The 16,408-nt window shown below is 71.7% G+C and carries 14 protein-coding genes; 7 read left to right on the plus strand and 7 right to left on the minus strand.

Features of this window, described 5'->3' with window-relative positions; translation table 11 throughout:
• Positions 1-156 precede the first annotated feature (156 nt).
• The 5 genes from ACFWU9_RS21140 to ACFWU9_RS21160 form a co-directional block, all read right to left on the minus strand.
• A complete protein-coding gene (locus ACFWU9_RS21140) occupies positions 157-1,182 on the minus strand; it encodes a TerC family protein (RefSeq protein WP_384320553.1) in 1,026 nt (341 codons plus the stop codon).
• Positions 1,183-1,508: 326 nt separating this feature from the next.
• Entirely contained in the window at positions 1,509-3,569 is a 2,061-nt protein-coding gene (locus ACFWU9_RS21145; protein ID WP_384320639.1) for a TerD family protein, read from the minus strand.
• A 172-nt stretch (positions 3,570-3,741) separates the two neighbouring features.
• Positions 3,742-4,308, minus strand: coding sequence for a TerD family protein (locus ACFWU9_RS21150; RefSeq protein ID WP_384320641.1), 567 nt, complete (start codon positions 4,306-4,308; stop codon positions 3,742-3,744).
• Between the two features lie 183 nt (positions 4,309-4,491).
• Positions 4,492-6,615 (minus strand): excinuclease ABC subunit UvrB, encoded by a 2,124-nt coding sequence (gene uvrB / locus ACFWU9_RS21155; protein ID WP_384320555.1) that lies wholly within the window; start codon positions 6,613-6,615, stop codon positions 4,492-4,494.
• Between the two features lie 40 nt (positions 6,616-6,655).
• On the minus strand, positions 6,656-7,570 hold the full coding sequence (locus ACFWU9_RS21160) for an MHYT domain-containing protein (RefSeq protein WP_384320557.1): 915 nt from the start codon (positions 7,568-7,570) through the stop codon (positions 6,656-6,658).
• Positions 7,571-7,805: 235 nt separating this feature from the next.
• On the opposite strand from ACFWU9_RS21160, the gene ACFWU9_RS21165 reads away from it, so the two are divergent.
• The 4 genes from ACFWU9_RS21165 (at position 7,806) to ACFWU9_RS21180 (ending at position 11,247) form a co-directional block, all read left to right on the plus strand.
• A complete protein-coding gene (locus ACFWU9_RS21165) occupies positions 7,806-8,714 on the plus strand; it encodes a glycerophosphodiester phosphodiesterase (protein ID WP_384320559.1) in 909 nt (302 codons plus the stop codon).
• Between the two features lie 58 nt (positions 8,715-8,772).
• The gene (locus ACFWU9_RS21170) at positions 8,773-9,315 is read left to right on the plus strand and encodes a methylated-DNA--[protein]-cysteine S-methyltransferase (RefSeq protein ID WP_384320561.1); all 543 of its coding nucleotides are present in this window, start codon (positions 8,773-8,775) and stop codon (positions 9,313-9,315) included.
• 82 nt (positions 9,316-9,397) lie between these two features.
• Positions 9,398-10,306, plus strand: coding sequence for a pseudouridine-5'-phosphate glycosidase (locus tag ACFWU9_RS21175; RefSeq protein ID WP_384320563.1), 909 nt, complete (start codon positions 9,398-9,400; stop codon positions 10,304-10,306).
• Entirely contained in the window at positions 10,303-11,247 is a 945-nt protein-coding gene (locus tag ACFWU9_RS21180) for a carbohydrate kinase family protein (protein WP_384320565.1), read from the plus strand. The genes ACFWU9_RS21175 and ACFWU9_RS21180 overlap by 4 nt, the downstream gene beginning before the upstream one ends.
• Positions 11,248-11,297: 50 nt before the next feature.
• On the opposite strand, the gene ACFWU9_RS21185 is transcribed toward ACFWU9_RS21180, so the two are convergent.
• Positions 11,298-11,939 (minus strand): uridine kinase, encoded by a 642-nt coding sequence (locus tag ACFWU9_RS21185; RefSeq protein ID WP_384320567.1) that lies wholly within the window; start codon positions 11,937-11,939, stop codon positions 11,298-11,300.
• A gap of 122 nt (positions 11,940-12,061) precedes the next feature.
• Complete coding sequence (locus tag ACFWU9_RS21190; protein WP_384320569.1) at positions 12,062-13,435, minus strand: amidohydrolase; 1,374 nt, start codon at positions 13,433-13,435, stop codon at positions 12,062-12,064.
• Between the two features lie 165 nt (positions 13,436-13,600).
• Here ACFWU9_RS21190 and ACFWU9_RS21195 point away from each other — a divergent pair, with 165 nt between their 5' ends.
• The 3 genes from ACFWU9_RS21195 to ACFWU9_RS21205 all read left to right on the plus strand — a co-directional run bounded on the left by ACFWU9_RS21195 (position 13,601) and on the right by ACFWU9_RS21205 (position 16,263).
• Entirely contained in the window at positions 13,601-14,137 is a 537-nt protein-coding gene (locus ACFWU9_RS21195; RefSeq protein WP_384320571.1) for a DUF3574 domain-containing protein, read from the plus strand.
• A 52-nt stretch (positions 14,138-14,189) separates the two neighbouring features.
• On the plus strand, positions 14,190-14,720 hold the full coding sequence (locus tag ACFWU9_RS21200) for a hypothetical protein (RefSeq protein ID WP_384320573.1): 531 nt from the start codon (positions 14,190-14,192) through the stop codon (positions 14,718-14,720).
• 364 nt (positions 14,721-15,084) lie between these two features.
• The gene (locus ACFWU9_RS21205; RefSeq protein ID WP_384320576.1) at positions 15,085-16,263 is read left to right on the plus strand and encodes a trypsin-like serine protease; all 1,179 of its coding nucleotides are present in this window, start codon (positions 15,085-15,087) and stop codon (positions 16,261-16,263) included.
• Positions 16,264-16,408 lie beyond the last annotated feature (145 nt).

Consider the following 16,408-nt stretch of genomic DNA (forward strand, 5'->3'; position numbering starts at 1 on the left):
GTGCTGGGTGGTGGGGGGGGCGGGGGGTGGGGCGATTTTAGTTTTCCCGGGGGGGGCGGGGGGGGGGGGCGCGCCCCGGGGGTGTTTTCACGGGGCGCCGGGGGGGGGGGCGGCTGACCCCCCCCGCCCCGGTCCTTCTCCGCCCCGCTCGCGCGGTCAGGCCTCTATGTCGGCCTTGCCCTCGCGGTCCTTGCCCTCGATCGTGTCCCCGTCGGCCTTGCCCTTGGCCGCCTCGCGCTCCATCTGCTTCTTGGAGGCGATCAGGCTGGTGATCGTGGTGACGATCAGCACGCCGCAGATGACGGCGAGCGAGAACGAGATGGAGATCTCGGGGACATGCACCCCGTTCTCGTGCAGTGCGTGCAGCACCAGCTTGACGCCGATGAAGCCGAGGATCACCGACAGGCCGTAACTGAGGTGGACCAGCCTCTTGAGGAGGCCGCCGATCAGGAAGTACAGCTGTCGCAGACCCATCAGCGCGAAGGCGTTGGCGGTGAAGACGATGTACGGATCCTGGGTCAGACCGAAGATCGCGGGGATCGAGTCCAGCGCGAACAGCACGTCGGTGGTGCCGATGGCGAGCATGACCACCATGAGCGGGGTCAGCACACGCTTGCCGTTGGTGCGGATGAAGAGCTTCGTGCCGTGATACCTGTCGGCGACACCGAAGCGCTTCTGGACCGACTTCAGCAGGCGGTTGTCCTCGATGTCCTCGTCTTCCTCACCCGCGCGCGCCTCCTGGATGAGCTTCCAGGCGGTGTAGATCAGGAACGCGCCGAAGATGTAGAAGACCCACGAGAAGCTGCCGATGATCGCCGCGCCCGCCGCGATGAAGACGGCACGCAGGACCAGGGCGATGAGCACACCGATGAGCAGCACCCGCTGCTGGAGGTGCGAGGGCACCGAGAACTTCGCCATGATCAGGACGAAGACGAAGAGATTGTCGACGCTGAGCGACTTCTCGGTGATGAATCCGGCGAAGAACTCGCCCGACGCCTGGCTCTCTCCGAACACCAACAGGCCGACACCGAAGAGTGCGGCGAGGACTATCCAGACGATCGTCCAGATTCCGGCTTCCTTGATCGACACGTCATGGGGCTTGCGCCCGATGAGGAAGTCGACCCCGATCAGGGCACTCAGACCAAGAATGGTCAGCGCCCACATCAACAATGAAACGTCCACTGCGCCTCCGGCGTCGTACGGCTACTGATCAGCGTCGTCGCTGCCGGAGGTCTCTTCCACCCGTGCGTCTCATCTGCGCCGGCGGGCCGACGCCCCGGGACCGATGGCGGTCCGTATTGACGGGTACGTCGCGGTGCGGGAGTACTCCCCTCCGTTCAATGGAGAGTACAGGAAGACCCAAGAAAAGGTAAAGTCCATGGTCAAGCTCGCGCCACGGTGCAGGTCAGACACTGTTCGGCGAGCGGGACGTACGGATGCCGGGGATGCCCGGGATGCCGCGCAAAGGGCGACGGCGCGACGAGGGACGGCTACGGGCTACGGACCCGTCAGCGGCGCCAGGCGCGGCGCGCCTCGGCGACCTGTTCGAGCACCCGCCGGAGTATCTGGCTCCCCGGCGGCATCATCAGCGGCTCGAACGTCCACGCGTGGCCCACCCAGGGGTCGGCGAGATGGTCGTCCGCGACCGGGGTGATCCGCAGCAGCGAGCGCCAGAGCGGGTCGAGCACGGGCCCGTACGCGCTGGCGTCCTCCCGGTCGGCGACCATCATCAGATGGACGCCGACGGCCGGGCCCTCGTCGGCGAGATAGCGGAGCTGGGTGACCGCGCGGTCGTCGAACCCGTGCGGGAAGTCGTTGACGATGAGCAGCTGCTCGGCGGTGTCGAGATCGGGCGGCAGGGAGTCGGACGCGCCGCCCCTGATGGCCATCTGCACCAGGTCCACGCGCTGGGTGAGCCTCGCGAGGACGGCGGAGACGCCTCCGGCGCCGCTCGCCGGCGGCTGGTTCAGCACACCCGAGGCGACCAGCGGGGCGAGGGACGTGGCGGCCGAGCCCGCTGCGTCGATCACATGGACGGTGAACTCGCCGGGCGGGTACGCCGCGAGAAGACGCGCGGCGTGACCGACGGCGTTGTCCATGGCGAGCCTGCGCAGCTGCCCCTCGTCCAGCATCAGGGCGGCCTCCGAGCCCGACCTGCCGCTGTCGATCCACAGGCCGCGCTCCAGCGGGAGCCTGACCAGCATGGGGATCCGCAGATCGGTGCGCTCGGGGAGATGGAGATCGCCGAGGCGCAGCGCCATCGGGTTGTCCATCGGGACGCGGTAGGCGTGCCAGACGGGGTTGTCCCAGCGGGCGTACGCGGGCGGCAGGGCGGGCTCGACCACCTCGGTCTCGGCGGCGAGCTGGCCGAGGTCGCGGTCGAGCGCCTCGCGCGCCTGGTCGGTGAGCTGGTCGCGCTTGGCGCGGGCGGCCTCGCGGGCCGCGTCGCCGGTGCCGCCTATCCGGCTGCGCGGGTCGGAGAGAACGCGGTCGAGCTCCTGGTCCATCCGGGACTCGGCGAAGTCGACGGCGCTCCTGTAGGCGGCGGCGGCGCGGGCCAGGTCCTCGAACATGCCCCACACCTGGTTGTACAGGCGCTCCTCCATGGACCAGCCGGTCGCGTCGCCGGCGACCGGGCGGGGCGCCTGTCCCGGCTGGGCCGGCGGCGTCGCGGGAGGCGGCGTGGGCGGGGTGGTGGTCCGGCGGCCCGGGTGCGTGTAGTTGACGCGCCCGCCCGTGGTGCCGTGCGAGGCGGCGGCGGGCTGCTGGCCCTGGCTGTCCGCCGGACCGGTCGGCTGGGGGCCGGGGGTGCCCGGCAGTTGGTGCGCCGCGGCGCCGGGGCCGGGGTTCACGCCGCCGGGGCCGGGGTTGACGCTCGGGCCGGGGTTCACTCCCGGGCCCGTCGGCGCGCCCGCGCCGGCGGCGGTCTGGCCGGGCGGGGTGGCCGTGGTGGACCGGTCGGAGCGGACCCGTACGCCTTCCGGTGTGCCGGCCAGGGGTGCCTGGATCGCGCTGGCCATGTGCCGGGCCACGGCGTCCTGGATCCCGGCGGCGAACTCGCGGGCTCCCGTCAGGCCCTGGTCGCGGAAAAGCTCGGAGAGCCCGCCCGCGTACCCCTGGCCGACGGCGCGGACCTTCCAGGCGCCCTGGCGGCGGTAGAGCTCCAGCGCGACGACGGCGGACTCCGCCTCCAGGTCGGTGATGGTGAAGCTGGCGATCTCGGTGCCGTCGGTGGAGGTGACGGCGGCGAACGGGGCCGCGGTGGCGCCGAACCTGGACGGGCCGCCGCCCCCTTCGGGGAGCGCGAGCAGCACGTGCACCAGATGCGCGCGGTCGGGCACGGCCTCCAGGTCGACATGGAAGCGGAGCCCCGCGGCGGCCTGCCGGGACACCTCGATGCCGGGCAGCGTGGGCGAGCCGGGGTGGGCGATCGACTCGACGCCGAGGATCGTTCCCCGGTCGTCGCCGAGGGTGGCGCACGCCAGGACGGGTGCCGCGGCCGTCACCCGGATCTCCAGTCGGCTGTGGGGCAAGGGGTGGTTCTGCCCCCGGACCAGCTCGGCCGTCATCGCCTCTGTCCCCTCGTCGGTCACGCTTCGGTGCCGCGTAGTGATGTCGTTCGGTGGTGCTGCTCGGACTGTGGTGCTCGGTGGTGGTGCGTGATGCGCCGTGCCTGGTGCAAGCGGTGCAGCTCCCGGCGGCCTTGCCTCCGGGAGCTGCGCTTGCGCGTGCGAGCCGTGCCTACAGGTGCGGCAGGATCGCCGGCATCAGGTCCTGGAACGTACGGCCGTTGGCCGGGTTGCCCAGGGCGGTCATCTGCCAGCCGGCGCCGGAGCGGTGCACCTTGGCCATGATCTGCGCGGTGTACTGACCGCCGCCGTCGAGCGTGTAGCGGGCGAGCTCGTCGCCGTTGGTCTCGTCGACGATGCGGCAGAAGGCGTTCTGCACCTCCTGGAACGTCTGGCCGGTGAACGAGTTCACCGTGAAGACGATCTGGTCGATGTGCACCGGAACGCGCTGCAGGTCGACGAGGATCGCCTCGTCGTCGCCGCCCTGTCCGGCGCCGCCGACGAGATTGTCACCGGTGTGCCGCACCGAGCCGTCGTCGCTGACGAGGTGGCGGAAGAAGACCACGTCGACCGGCTGCTTGTCGGCGAAGAGCACGGCAGAGGCGTCGAGGTCGATCTCGCGGGTGCGCGACCCGAACAGGCCACGACGCGGGGCGGCCTGCCAGCCGAGCCCCATGCGCACCGCCGTCAGGGTGCCGCCGCCCCTCTTCTCCAGGCTGATGGCCTGCCCCTTGGTCAGGTTGACCCCAGGGCCCCCGGGCGCACTGCCCTTGGATACGTCCGCCACGCGCTGTCCCCTCTCGGAAGTTCCCCGCAACCGTCCATGTGTGCGGTTGTCCCGTACCCTACGCATTCACACGGACGGCGTAGGAGACTTCGGCCGTTTTTGTGTCGGTCTTGCAACACACCGCATACGGCCGCGTCAGGCCAGCCCCACTTCTCTCATCTGCCGCAGCTCCTTCTTGAGTTCACCCACCTCGTCGCGCAGCCGCGCGGCCACCTCGAACTGGAGATCCGCGGCCGCCGCGCGCATACGATCCGTCATCTCCTCGATGATCCCGGCCAGTTCGGCGGCGGGCCGGTCGGTGACCACCGCGCCCTGCTTGCCTCCCTTGGCCGCGCGGCCGGCGGAGAGCGTCGGCACGGGCGCCTTGGCCTGCTTGCCCTCCTTGCCCTGGCGGTAGCCGCTGCCGAGGAGTTGCTCGGTGTCGACCTCCTCGCGCGCGATGGTCGCGACGATGTCGTTGATCTTCTTGCGCAGCGGCTGCGGGTCGAGACCGCGCTCGGTGTTGTACGCGATCTGCTTCTCCCGGCGGCGGTTGGTCTCGTCGATGGCCTGCTCCATCGCCGGGGTGATCTTGTCGGCGTACATATGGACCTGGCCCGACACGTTGCGCGCCGCGCGGCCGATCGTCTGGATCAGCGACGTGCCCGACCGCAGGAAGCCCTGCTTGTCGGCGTCGAGGATCGCCACGAGCGACACCTCGGGGAGGTCGAGACCCTCACGCAGGAGGTTGATCCCGACCAGTACGTCGTACTCCCCGGCGCGCAGCTCGCGCAGCAGCTCGACACGGCGCAGCGTGTCGACGTCGCTGTGCAGATAGCGGACCTGTACGCCCAGCTCCAGGAAGTAGTCCGTCAGGTCCTCGGCCATCTTCTTCGTGAGGGTGGTGACGAGGACGCGCTCGTCCCTCTCCGTGCGGGTGCGGATCTCGTGCACCAGGTCGTCGATCTGGCCCTCGGTCGGCTTGACGACGACCTGCGGGTCGACGAGCCCGGTGGGGCGGATGATCTGCTCCACATAGCCGTCGCCGCGGGAGAGCTCGTACTTGCCGGGGGTGGCCGACAGATAGACGGTCTGCCCGACGCGCTCCTGGAACTCCTCCCACTTCAGTGGGCGGTTGTCCAGCGCGGAGGGCAGCCGGAAGCCGTGGTCGACCAGGGTGCGCTTACGGGACGCGTCGCCCTCGTACATCGCGCCGATCTGCGGCACGGTCACGTGCGACTCGTCGATGACCAGCAGGAAGTCCTCCGGGAAGTAGTCCAGGAGGGTGTTGGGCGCGGTGCCCGGGGAGCGGTCGTCGAAGTGCATCGAGTAGTTCTCGATACCGGAGCAGGAGCCGATCTGGCGCATCATCTCGATGTCGTACGTGGTGCGCATGCGCAGCCGCTGGGACTCCAGGAGCTTGCCCTGCCTGTCCAGGTCCGCGAGGCGCTCCTCCAGCTCCCGCTCGATGCCGTTGACGGCCTTCTCCATGCGCTCCGGACCCGCGACGTAGTGGCTGGCCGGGAAGACGTACAGCTCCCGGTCCTCGCTGATGATCTCGCCGGTGAGCGGGTGGAGGGTGGAGAGCGCCTCGATCTCGTCGCCGAACATCTCGATCCGGACGGCCAGCTCCTCGTAGACCGGGAAGATCTCGATGGTGTCGCCCCGGACCCGGAAGGTGCCGCGGGTGAACGCCATGTCGTTGCGGGTGTACTGGATGTCGACGAAGCGCCGCAGCAGCTCGTCGCGGTCGTACTCCTCGCCCACCTTCAGCGGCACCATCCGGTCCACGTACTCCTGGGGCGTACCCAGGCCGTAGATGCAGGAGACGGACGCGACCACGACCACGTCACGGCGGGTGAGCAGCGAATTCGTCGCCGAATGGCGCAACCGCTCGACCTCGTCGTTGATCGAGGAGTCCTTCTCGATGTAGGTGTCCGACTGGGGGACGTACGCCTCGGGCTGGTAGTAGTCGTAGTACGAGACGAAGTACTCGACGGCGTTGTTGGGCAGCAGCTCACGGAACTCGTTCGCCAGCTGGGCCGCCAGCGTCTTGTTCGGAGCCATCACCAGGGTGGGGCGCTGGAGCTTCTCGATCATCCAGGCGGTCGTGGCCGACTTGCCGGTGCCCGTCGCACCGAGCAGGACCACGTCCTGCTCACCGGCGCGGATGCGGCGCTCCAGGTCCGCGATCGCCGTCGGCTGGTCGCCGCTGGGCTGGTAGGAGCTGATGACCTCAAAAGGCGCCAAAGTACGTTCGATCTTGGAAACTGGCCGCATGTCTCAACCGTACGACCCCCCACTGACAGTCGGGTGGGGATCACCAGTCGTGGAGGCCCCGGGACCCGCCTGCGGACCGCCTGGAGACCTCTTCGGCGTTCTCTCCGTACGTGGGCTCCCACCGCGCCCGCTGGGCCGGTACGCCCGGCAGGGGGCGGTCGTGGGGTCCCCGGCCCAGGTGGCCCCGGGGCACCGGTACGGGCCGCTCGCGGCCCATGACCATCAGCGGGTCGAAGACCACCACGACCGCCGCCAGCAGCAGGAAGACCCCGGGCCCCACCAGCATGGGCCCGAGCAGGGTGGCGGCCGACTCGCCCCCGTCGGCTCCCTCGCCGGGGCCGCCGGGCGCCCGCAGATGGACGTGGACGGCGGCCATTCCCGTGTAGTGCATGCCGGTGACGGCGACGCCCATGGCCAGGCTGGCGGCGAGGCTCAGCAGCAGGCCGTGGACGGACGCGGCGGCCCAGAGCGCCGTGGTGGCCGCCACGACGGCGATCACGACGGAGCCGCCGACGGTCAGGGTGTCGTATTCGAGGCTGCCCCGCAGACGCATGCCGGCCATACCCAGGTAGTGCATGCTCGCGATGCCGAGGCCGGTGACCGTGCCGCCGGTGACCAGGGCCATCGTGGTCGCACCGCGGTATCCCACGATGAAGAGGCCGACCCCGACCATGACGACCGCGAGGCCGAGGCTGGCGAAGGTGGTGGCCCGGTCGTAGGTGACGGGCGTCTCCGCGACGGAGAAGCCCGTCATGGCGATGAAGTGCATCGTCCAGACGCCGGACCCGATGGCGATGGCGGCGAGGGCGAGCCAGCCGGTCTTGCGGCCGCGTTCCGGGGTGTGCAGGGATCTGATGGCGCAGCGCAGGCCCATCGCGCCGCCGAGGCAGGCCATGAGGAAGGCCGCCACGGGGGTGATCAGGCCGTAGCTGAGTCCGTCGGTGGTGCCCTGCATGCGGTACGCCCTTCGCTCCTGATGAGCCGTCTGCGGAAGCGCTGGTTCGGGGGCGAGGGTATGACCAGCGGCACCGCAAGCAAACATCAGGCCTCCTTTTTGTCGACATGGAGACCGCCCCCGGGCCGGGCTCGGGCGCATTCCGTTCACGTTGTGGCCAACCTTCGCCTGTCACGTGTTGGCCGCCGGCTGTCACCCTCGGCCCGTCCGCGATCGATCGACGCTGGGAGTCCACGTGTACGCACGCACCTCTGTGACCGCGACCGTCGCGCTGCTGGGAGCCGCCGCGCTGATCCTGCCGGGGACCACGTCGGCCGCCGTGCCGTACGCCACGGCCCCGGAGACGTCCGCCGCGTCCGCCCGTCACGGCGCCGACCCGCTGGTCATCGCGCACCGGGGCGCCTCCGCGTACGCGCCGGAGAACACCCTGGCCGCCGTCGACAAGGCCGAGGAACTGGGCATCGACTGGGTGGAGAACGACGTCCAGCGTACGAAGGACGGTGAGCTGGTCGTCCTGCACGACACCGACCTCAGGCGCACCACCGACGCCGAGCAGGTCTTCCCCGACCGGGCTCCGTGGAATGTGAAGGACTTCACCGCCGCGGAGATCGCGCGTCTGGACGCGGGCAGCTGGTTCGGCGCCGAGTGGGCGGGGGCGCGGGTGCCGACGCTGAAGGGGTATCTGGACACCGTCGAGGCCAACCGCCAGAAGCTTCTTCTGGAGATCAAGGCGCCCGAGCTGTACCCGGGCATCGAGAGGGACATCCTGCGCGTCCTGCGCGCGGAGGGCTGGCTGGACGGCTCGCACGTCAGGAACAAGCTCGTCATCCAGAGCTTCGGCGCGGCCAGCGTGAAGGCCGTGCACGCGCAGCGCCCGGACGTGACCACCGGATTCCTCGGTACGCCGGCGGTGGCCGACCTGCCCTCGTACGCGGAGTTCACCGACCAGATCAACCCCACGCACTCCTCGCTGAGCGCCGAGTACGTGGCCGCCGTGCACCGGCTGAAGGGCCCGCACGGCAAGCGGCTCCAGGTCAGCACGTGGACGGTCAACGACGCCGCGGGCGCGGTGCGCGTGGACGGGTTCGGCGTGGACGGCATCATCACCAACAACCCCGACGTGGTGCGGGACGCGGTGGGCTGACCGGCGCCGGACCACCGGTCGAGGCCCGTTGTCAGACCCGGGCCGTAGCGTGGTGGGCATGGAGAACAACACGCGGTCGGTGGAGTGGGCCGTCGTCGGGAGCGACATCGGCCCGCTGCTGCTGGCCGCCACCGGTGAAGGACTTGTGACAGTTGTCTTCCACGCCACGACCGGGCGGCGGGAGACGGCACTTCGACAGCTGAAGGAGCGGCTCGGCGCCGAGCCCGTGGAGGACCCGGCGGGCCGGCTGGCCGAGCCGATACGTCAGCTGGCGGCCTTCTTCGACGGCGCCCTGCGGGAGTTCGAGCTGCCGCTCGACTGGTCGCTGTCGGGCGGCTTCAACCGGCAGGTGCTGCGGGAGCTGGCGGCCGGCGTTCCGTACGGCACGGTCGTCGGGTACGGCGATCTGGCCGACCGGGTGGGCAGTCCGGGCGCGGCCCAGGCGGTCGGCGCCGCCATGGGGTCCAATCCGCTGCCGATCGTGGTGCCGTGCCACCGGGTGGTGGAGAGCGGCGGGGGGCTGGGCGGCTTCGGGGGCGGTCTGGAGACCAAGCGCCAACTGCTGGCGCTGGAAGGTGTGCTGCCCGCGCCGCTGTTCTGACGCGCGCCGCCGCTGCTCGTGGCCGCGCGCCCCGGTGCCCGGCCGACGTTTGCGGGGCCCCGTCCCGTGCCAGGGATGGGACATGCCTGACACGACACTGCTGCTCTCCCCCGAGGTCCGGGAGGCGCTCGACGCGCGCCGGCCCGTGGTCGCCCTGGAGTCGACGATCATCGCGCACGGTCTGCCGCGACCGCGCAATCTGGCCGTCGCCGAGGAACTGGAAGCGCTGGTACGGTCCGGCGGCGCCGTCCCCGCCACCGTCGCCGTGCTGGACGGGCGGGCCCGGGTGGGCCTGGACAAGGACCAGTTGGAGCGGATCGCCGGAGATCCGTCCGTACGGAAGCTGGGCCATCGCGATCTGGCGCCCGCGCTCGCCACCGGGGCGAGCGGGGCGACAACCGTCTCCGCGACGGCCTTCCTCGCCGCCCGCGCGGGCATCCGCGTCTTCGCGACCGGCGGTCTGGGCGGCGTGCATCGCGACTGGACCAGCGCGCAGGACGAGTCGGCGGACCTGCGGCTGCTGGCGGAGACCCGGATCACGGTGGTCTGCGCGGGCGTCAAGTCGATCCTCGACGTACCGGCGACCCTGCAACGCCTGGAGACCCTGGGCGTCGGGATCCTCGGCTACGGCACGGAACACTTCCCGGGCTTCTATCTGAGCTCCTCCGGGGAGCCCGTCGACTGGACGGTGCGCGGTCCGGAGGAGGTCGCGGCGGTGATGGACGCCCAGGACGCGCTCGGCGGGCCACAGGCCGCGCTGATCGTCGCCAATCCCGTGCCGGAGGCGGAACAGCTCGATCCCGCACTGCACGACAGGGTCCTCGCCGAGGCCCTGTCGGAGTGCCGGGAGCAGGGCATCGTCGGGCAGGCGGTCACCCCGTTCCTGCTGGGTGAGCTGACGCGGCGTACCGGCGGGGCGTCGCTGGAGGCCAATCTGGCGGCCGTGCGCGGCAACGTACGGCTGGCCGCGCGGATCGCGGCGGCACGATGAGCCGTACGGGCTCCCCGGGGGAGGGCACGGGCGCCGATACGGGGACGGCGGCGGGCGCGCTGCTGATCGTCGGGGACGTCGTCACCGACGTGGTGGCCCGGCACCGTACGCCCCTCGCACACGGCACGGACACCGCCGCCGAGATCCGCACCCTGCCGGGCGGCGCCGGGGCCAACGCGGCCTGCTGGGCGGCGGCCACGGGATGCGCCGACGTCCGGCTGCTCGGCCGCGTCGGTACGGACGCCGTCGGCTGGCACGAGGAACGGCTGCGAGCCGCCGGTGTGTGGCCGCTCCTGGTCGTCGACGACAGCGCGCCGACCGCGACCGTCGTCTCGCTGGTCGACGCCTCCGCCGAACGCACCTTTCTGACCGACAGCGGCGCCGTCCTGCGCCTCTGCGCCGCCGACTGGTCGGACTCGCTGCTCGACGGGGTGGGCAGGCTGCACATCTCCGGCTATCTCTTCTTCGCCGCCACGAGCCGCCACGCGGTGCGCGCCGCCGTGGAGTCGGCGCTGGCACGGGGCGTGCCGGTGAGCGTGGACCCGGCGTCGGCGGGCTTCATCGCCGGCCTCGGGGCCGACGTGTTCCTCGCGGCGGCCGACGGTGTGCGGGTGCTGCTGCCGAACGCCGACGAGGCCCTGCTGCTCACCGGCGCCCCGGACGCCGAGAAGGCGGCGGCCGAGCTGAGCCACCGTTTCCCGCTCGTCGTGGTGACGCTGGGGCCCGGCGGTGCGCTGCTGGCGTCGGACGGAGCCGTGACGGCGCGTGTTCCCGCTTCTCCTGCGCGGCCCGTCGACTCCACCGGTGCGGGCGACGCCTTCAACGGCGCCTTCCTCAGCGCCCTGTTGAGGGGCGCGGACCCGGCGGAGGCCGCGGCCGAGGGCTGCCGTGCCGGCGCCGCGGCGGTCTCGCTGACCGGCGGCCGGCCACCGCTTCCGTAGGCCCTGTCCGGCGCGTCTTCGCGCGCCGGGACCCGACCCCGCCGCGCGGTTCAGCTCTCGCGCGTCGCCCAGGCGGGGTGGCGCGGGTCGTCCGCCCGTACGAGGACATCGGCGGCCTCGGCGGGGCCGACCTCCCGTTCGTACCGCTCGAAGGCGGCCAGCGTCCAGCGCTCGCCCTCGTCGGTGCGACGGCGGAGCGCGGCGGGCGAGAGCCGCAGATGCACCGTGAGGTCGAACGGGAACCAGTGACCGAGGAGCAGCGGCCCGTGCACCACCAGCACGCCGCCCGGCGGGAGTTCGACGCGGCCGCTGCGGGTTGCCCGGTCGGTCACGGGATCCCAGAGATCGGGCAGGACCCGGCCCGTCCCGCCCGCCTCCACCGGCCCGAACACCTCCCGCCAGAGGGCGCCGGTGTCGAACCAGCCGTCGTAGTACGCGTCGGGGTCCTGCCGCCCGTACTCGTACCGCAGCGACGCGGGCCGCAGGAAGCCACCGGTCCCGACGACGAGCACCGAGCGGCCCCGCAGACGCAGGGCGTCGGCGAGCGCTTCGGCCGGTACGCCGGGCCCCGCGGCGGGAGCGCCGTCCACGGCGATACGCAACCAGGGGCTGCCGTCGCCGGCCTTGGTCCCCACGGCACGCTCCGCCAGGGCGTCGGTCAGCCGCTCCCAGGTGATCGCTTCGAGTCTCACCGCCCCATCATCGTGCAGGGGCGGCGGCGCGGACGCGACGGGCACGTACGGGAGGCGGCGCGGGCGGGAAGCGGGCATACGGGCGAGCGGAACGGGCAGGGCGGGCGCCCGACCCTCCGTACCTACGCCGGGTCGTAGTCCTGTACGCGGCGCCCGTGGCCGCGGTCCGTCAACGCCGGCAGCCGGCCGGTCAGTTCCTCGACGATCGCCGGGAGGTCGAGCGTCAGGAGCCTGCGGTCCCGCATCAGGATCCGCCCGTCCACGATCGTGGTCAGCACATCGGCCGAGCGGGCGCTGAAGACGAGCGTCGCGGCGTGGTCGTGGACCGGCTGGGTGTGCGGTCCCGTCAGATCCACCAGGATCAGATCGGCGCGCCGTCCCGGAGCGAGCGACCCGATCCGGTCGCCCAGGCCGATCGCGCGGGCGCTCTGGGTGGTGGCGTGGCCGAGCGCCTGACGGGCCGTCAGCCAGCCGGGATCGCGCTCCGCCGACTTCTGGGTCAGCCCGGTGAGCGTCATGCTCTCCCAGACGTCGAGGGTGTTGTTCGACGCCGCCCCGTCCGTCGCCAGGCCGACGGGCACCCCGATCGAGGCCAGCGCGCGCAGCGGAGTCATGTCCCAGCCGAACTTGAGATAGCCCTTGGGCGCGGTGGCGAACGCGATGCGCCCGGTACCTCGCCCCAGCAGGGCGAGATCGCCGTCGGTCAGCCCGGTGCCGTGGGCCACGAGCAGGTCGACGTCGAGGAGCCCGGCGCGGTGCAGGATCTCGATGGGCGTACGCCCGTGCGCGGCGACGCTCGCCTCCGTCTGGTCCCTGTTCTCCGCCGCGTGGATGTGCACCAGCAGACCGTGCTCACGGGCGAGTTCGGCGGTCGCGGCCAGATCGTCGTCGTTCACCGTGTACGGGGCGTGCGGCGCCAGGGACGTGGTGATCCGCCCGTCGGCGGCGCCCCGGGTCCGCAGCGCGAAGTCGAGGGACCTCTCCCGGCCGGCGGCTCCCCCGCTGGAGAAGTAGCCCCAGCCGAGGTTGGCCCGCAGCCCGCTCGTCTCGGTGGCGGCGGCGACCCCGTCCATGGCGAAGTAGTGGTCGGCGAAGGTGGTGACACCGCCGCGGATCATCTCGGCGCAGGCGAGCAGCGCTCCCAGCTCCACGTCCCGGTCGCTGAGATTGACCTCGATGGGCCAGATCCAGTCGTTGAACCACTCGTCGATCGGCACGTCCTCGGCGATGCCGCGCAGAGCCACCATCGGCGTGTGCGTATGGCAGTTGATCAGCCCCGGCATGGCGAGCTGCCCGCGCGCGTCGATCCGTTCGGCGGCGGGCAGGGCGGCGACGGCCTCCGGTGTGGTGATCGACTCGATGACGCCGTCGCGTACGACGATCGCACTGTTGTCGACGAAGCCGATACCGCCTGCCCCGTGGGGGTCGTCGTGCGTCAGCGTGGTGCAGCCGGTGATGACGAGATCGGCGGGCCGGCTCTCGGGAGCGGTGGTCATCGCAGCAACGTACTGGGTGCGAAGGGCCCCGGTCATGCACTCATGGGGGTGGTTTACGGACGGATCGGCTCTCTCACGGGGGTGGTGCGGCGAATGATCGCGCGTGCGTGTCCCGCGCGTGAGAGCACTCCGCGCGGGCCTTCCGAGAGAGAGCGACCTCCCGCCGTGCCGACCGTACCGACCGCGCCGCAGACGTCCCAGCCGAGCGGCCCCCGTCACTCCCGCACCACACGTACCCCCCGCACCCGGAGGCAGCGCGCGTGGCTCTCCGTCGCGGCTGTCTCGGTCGCCGTACTGGGTGTCGGGGCCCCCGCCGCGTACGCGAGCCTCGACGGCGAGCGGACGGGGCCCCGGACCGAGACCCGCCGTGGCACGGCGTACGTCGAGACCCGGCTCTTCTTCGGCACGGAACGCCCCGACGGCGGGCCGGATGTGACGGACCGTCAGTTCATGACGTTCATCGACCGCCAGGTCACTCCGGGCTTCCCGTCCGGGCTGACGATCCAGGAGGGCCGCGGCCAGTGGCGCGACTCCAACGGCACGATCGAGCGCGAACGCTCCTACGAGCTGATCCTCCTGTACCCGGCGGCCGAGGCGGCGTCACGCGACGCCCTGATCGAGCGGATCCGGGACGCCTACATCCGGGCCCACGCCCAGGATTCCGTGGCCAGGCTGGACGAGCGGACGCTCGCCGACTTCTGAGCGGAGCGGAGGGGGAGCCGTAAACCCCGCCCGCAGCGGGCATTTCTCCTCCATGACGCGCCCTCTGCTCCTCCTCGACGTCGACGGTCCCCTCAACCCGTACGCCGCCCGGCTGACCCGGCCGCGCGGGTACACGACGCACCATCTGCGCCCGTCGGGCTGGCTCTCCCGCCAGACGCCGGGATCCCGGCGCCACCGACGGGGGCTGCGGGTGCGGCTCAACCCCGCCCACGGGCCGGTCCTCACCGGGCTGCCCTTCGAACTGGCCTGGGCCACCACCTGGATGCACGAGGCCAACACCATGATCGCGCCGGCCGTCGGGCTGCCGGACGATCTGCCGGTGATCGAGTGGCCCGAACTCTTCGCGAAGGACCCGGAGGGCCTCTACTGGAAGACCCGTCACCTGGTCGAATGGGCGGACGGCAGACCCTTCGCCTGGGTCGACGACATGATCACCGAGCTGGACACGACGTACGTCTCGACCCATCACGACGGGCCGGCGCTCCTTCTCCGTATCCACCCCCGACGGGGCCTGCGGGAGCGGGACTTCGCGACGCTGGTGCGCTGGGCCGAGCTGCTGTGACCTGGCTGATCCATAACCCGGGGCAACTGGCGGGGCGGGAGTGCCTCATGGGGTTCGGGCCTTGAGAGGGCGTTCACCGCTTGCCGTGTGCAACGCTGTAAAGAACCGTCGGCCGAGGGCCTGTTGAGCCGCCTCGGAGCCTTCCTCGCCCTCCCCGGCGCCCCTCGGAACCCTCCGCTCCGATGTATCAGGACCCTCCCGACCAGGGGAATCGGCGTGCGCCCAGATTCCGTTCGCCCATTGGCATGGACCTGTTCATGATCCTTGGATACGCTCCGGCTGCGGCGAATGAGAGCGCTCTCACTCGCCCACTGTTCCGCTGTTCCAACCCCACGATCGCTGGAACAACCGAAGGGCGAATGCCTTGAGACGCAAGACAGTTGTACGCACCGGTCTGTCCGCACTCCTCCTCGTCGGCACGTGGGCGACGGCCGGGCTCGCGCCCGCGTCGGCCGCCACCCCCGACTCCGCGCCCGCCTCGGCCCCGACATCGATGTCGAAGGCGGCGCCCGCCGCGTCCGCCGGCCTGCTCACCGCCATGCAGAAGGAATTCGGTCTGACGAAGAGTCAGGCCGTGGCCCGGCTCGCCGCCGAGAAGACGGCGACCGCCGTCGAGGGCGAGGCGCAGCGCGTGGCGGGAGCGTCGTACGGCGGCTCCTGGTTCAGCGCGGCCGACAACAGGCTCACCGTCGCCCTCACCGACGGCAGCAAGGCCGCCGCCGTGCGCGCGACAGGCGCCACGGTCAAGCTCGTCAAGCACAGCGAGCGGGCCCTGGACGCCACCATGAAGCGGATCGACGCGCTCTCCGCGCCGGCCGGCGTCAGCAGTTGGCGCGTCGACCCCGTGAACAACCGGGTCGTGGTCAACGTCGTCGCCTCCGAGCGTGACGACAAGGCCGTGGCCGGATTCGTCGCCAAGGCCAGGAAGACCGGTCCGGTGACCGTCGCCGAGACGGCCCAGGCCCCGACCACGTTCGCTGCGGGCACCGTGGGCGGTGACCCGTACTACACGGGCAACGTCCGCTGCTCCATCGGCTTCTCCGTGCACGGCGGCTTCGTCACCGCCGGGCACTGCGGCCCGAGCGGGCAGGCCGTACGCGGCTGGGACAACTCCCCCATCGGCAACTTCCAGGGCTCGTCGTTCCCCGGCAACGACTACGCCTGGGTGAACGTCGCCAACGGCTGGTGGACCGTGCCCGTCGTCCTCGGCTGGGGCGCCGTCCCGGACCAGCTCGTACGCGGCTCCAACGAGGCCCCCATCGGCGCCTCGATCTGCCGCTCCGGCTCCACGACCCGCTGGCACTGCGGCAACGTCCTCGGCAAGAACGAGACGGTCAACTACGCCCAGGGCGCCGTCCACCAGATGACCAAGACCAGCGTCTGCGCGGAGGGCGGCGACTCCGGCGGGTCGTTCCTCAGCGGCGACCAGGCCCAGGGTGTGACCTCCGGCGGCTGGGGCAACTGCAGCGGCGGCGGCGAGACCTGGTACCAGCCGATCAACGAGATCCTCAACACGTACGGTCTGCGGCTCCACACCGCCTGACCTCGGCCACGGCCCCCCCGCGGGCCGGGCCGGCAGACAGAACCGTGGCGGCGGGGGGGGCCCGGACCCCCCCCCCGACGGCGCGGCCCCGGGCCGGGGCCCCGTTTAGGTGCGGGGGACCGGTGAACGTGCGAGCACGGCCGTG

It is taken from the genome of Streptomyces sp. NPDC058653 (genome assembly GCF_042716895.1).
Taxonomy (GTDB): Bacteria; Actinomycetota; Actinomycetes; order Streptomycetales; family Streptomycetaceae; genus Streptomyces.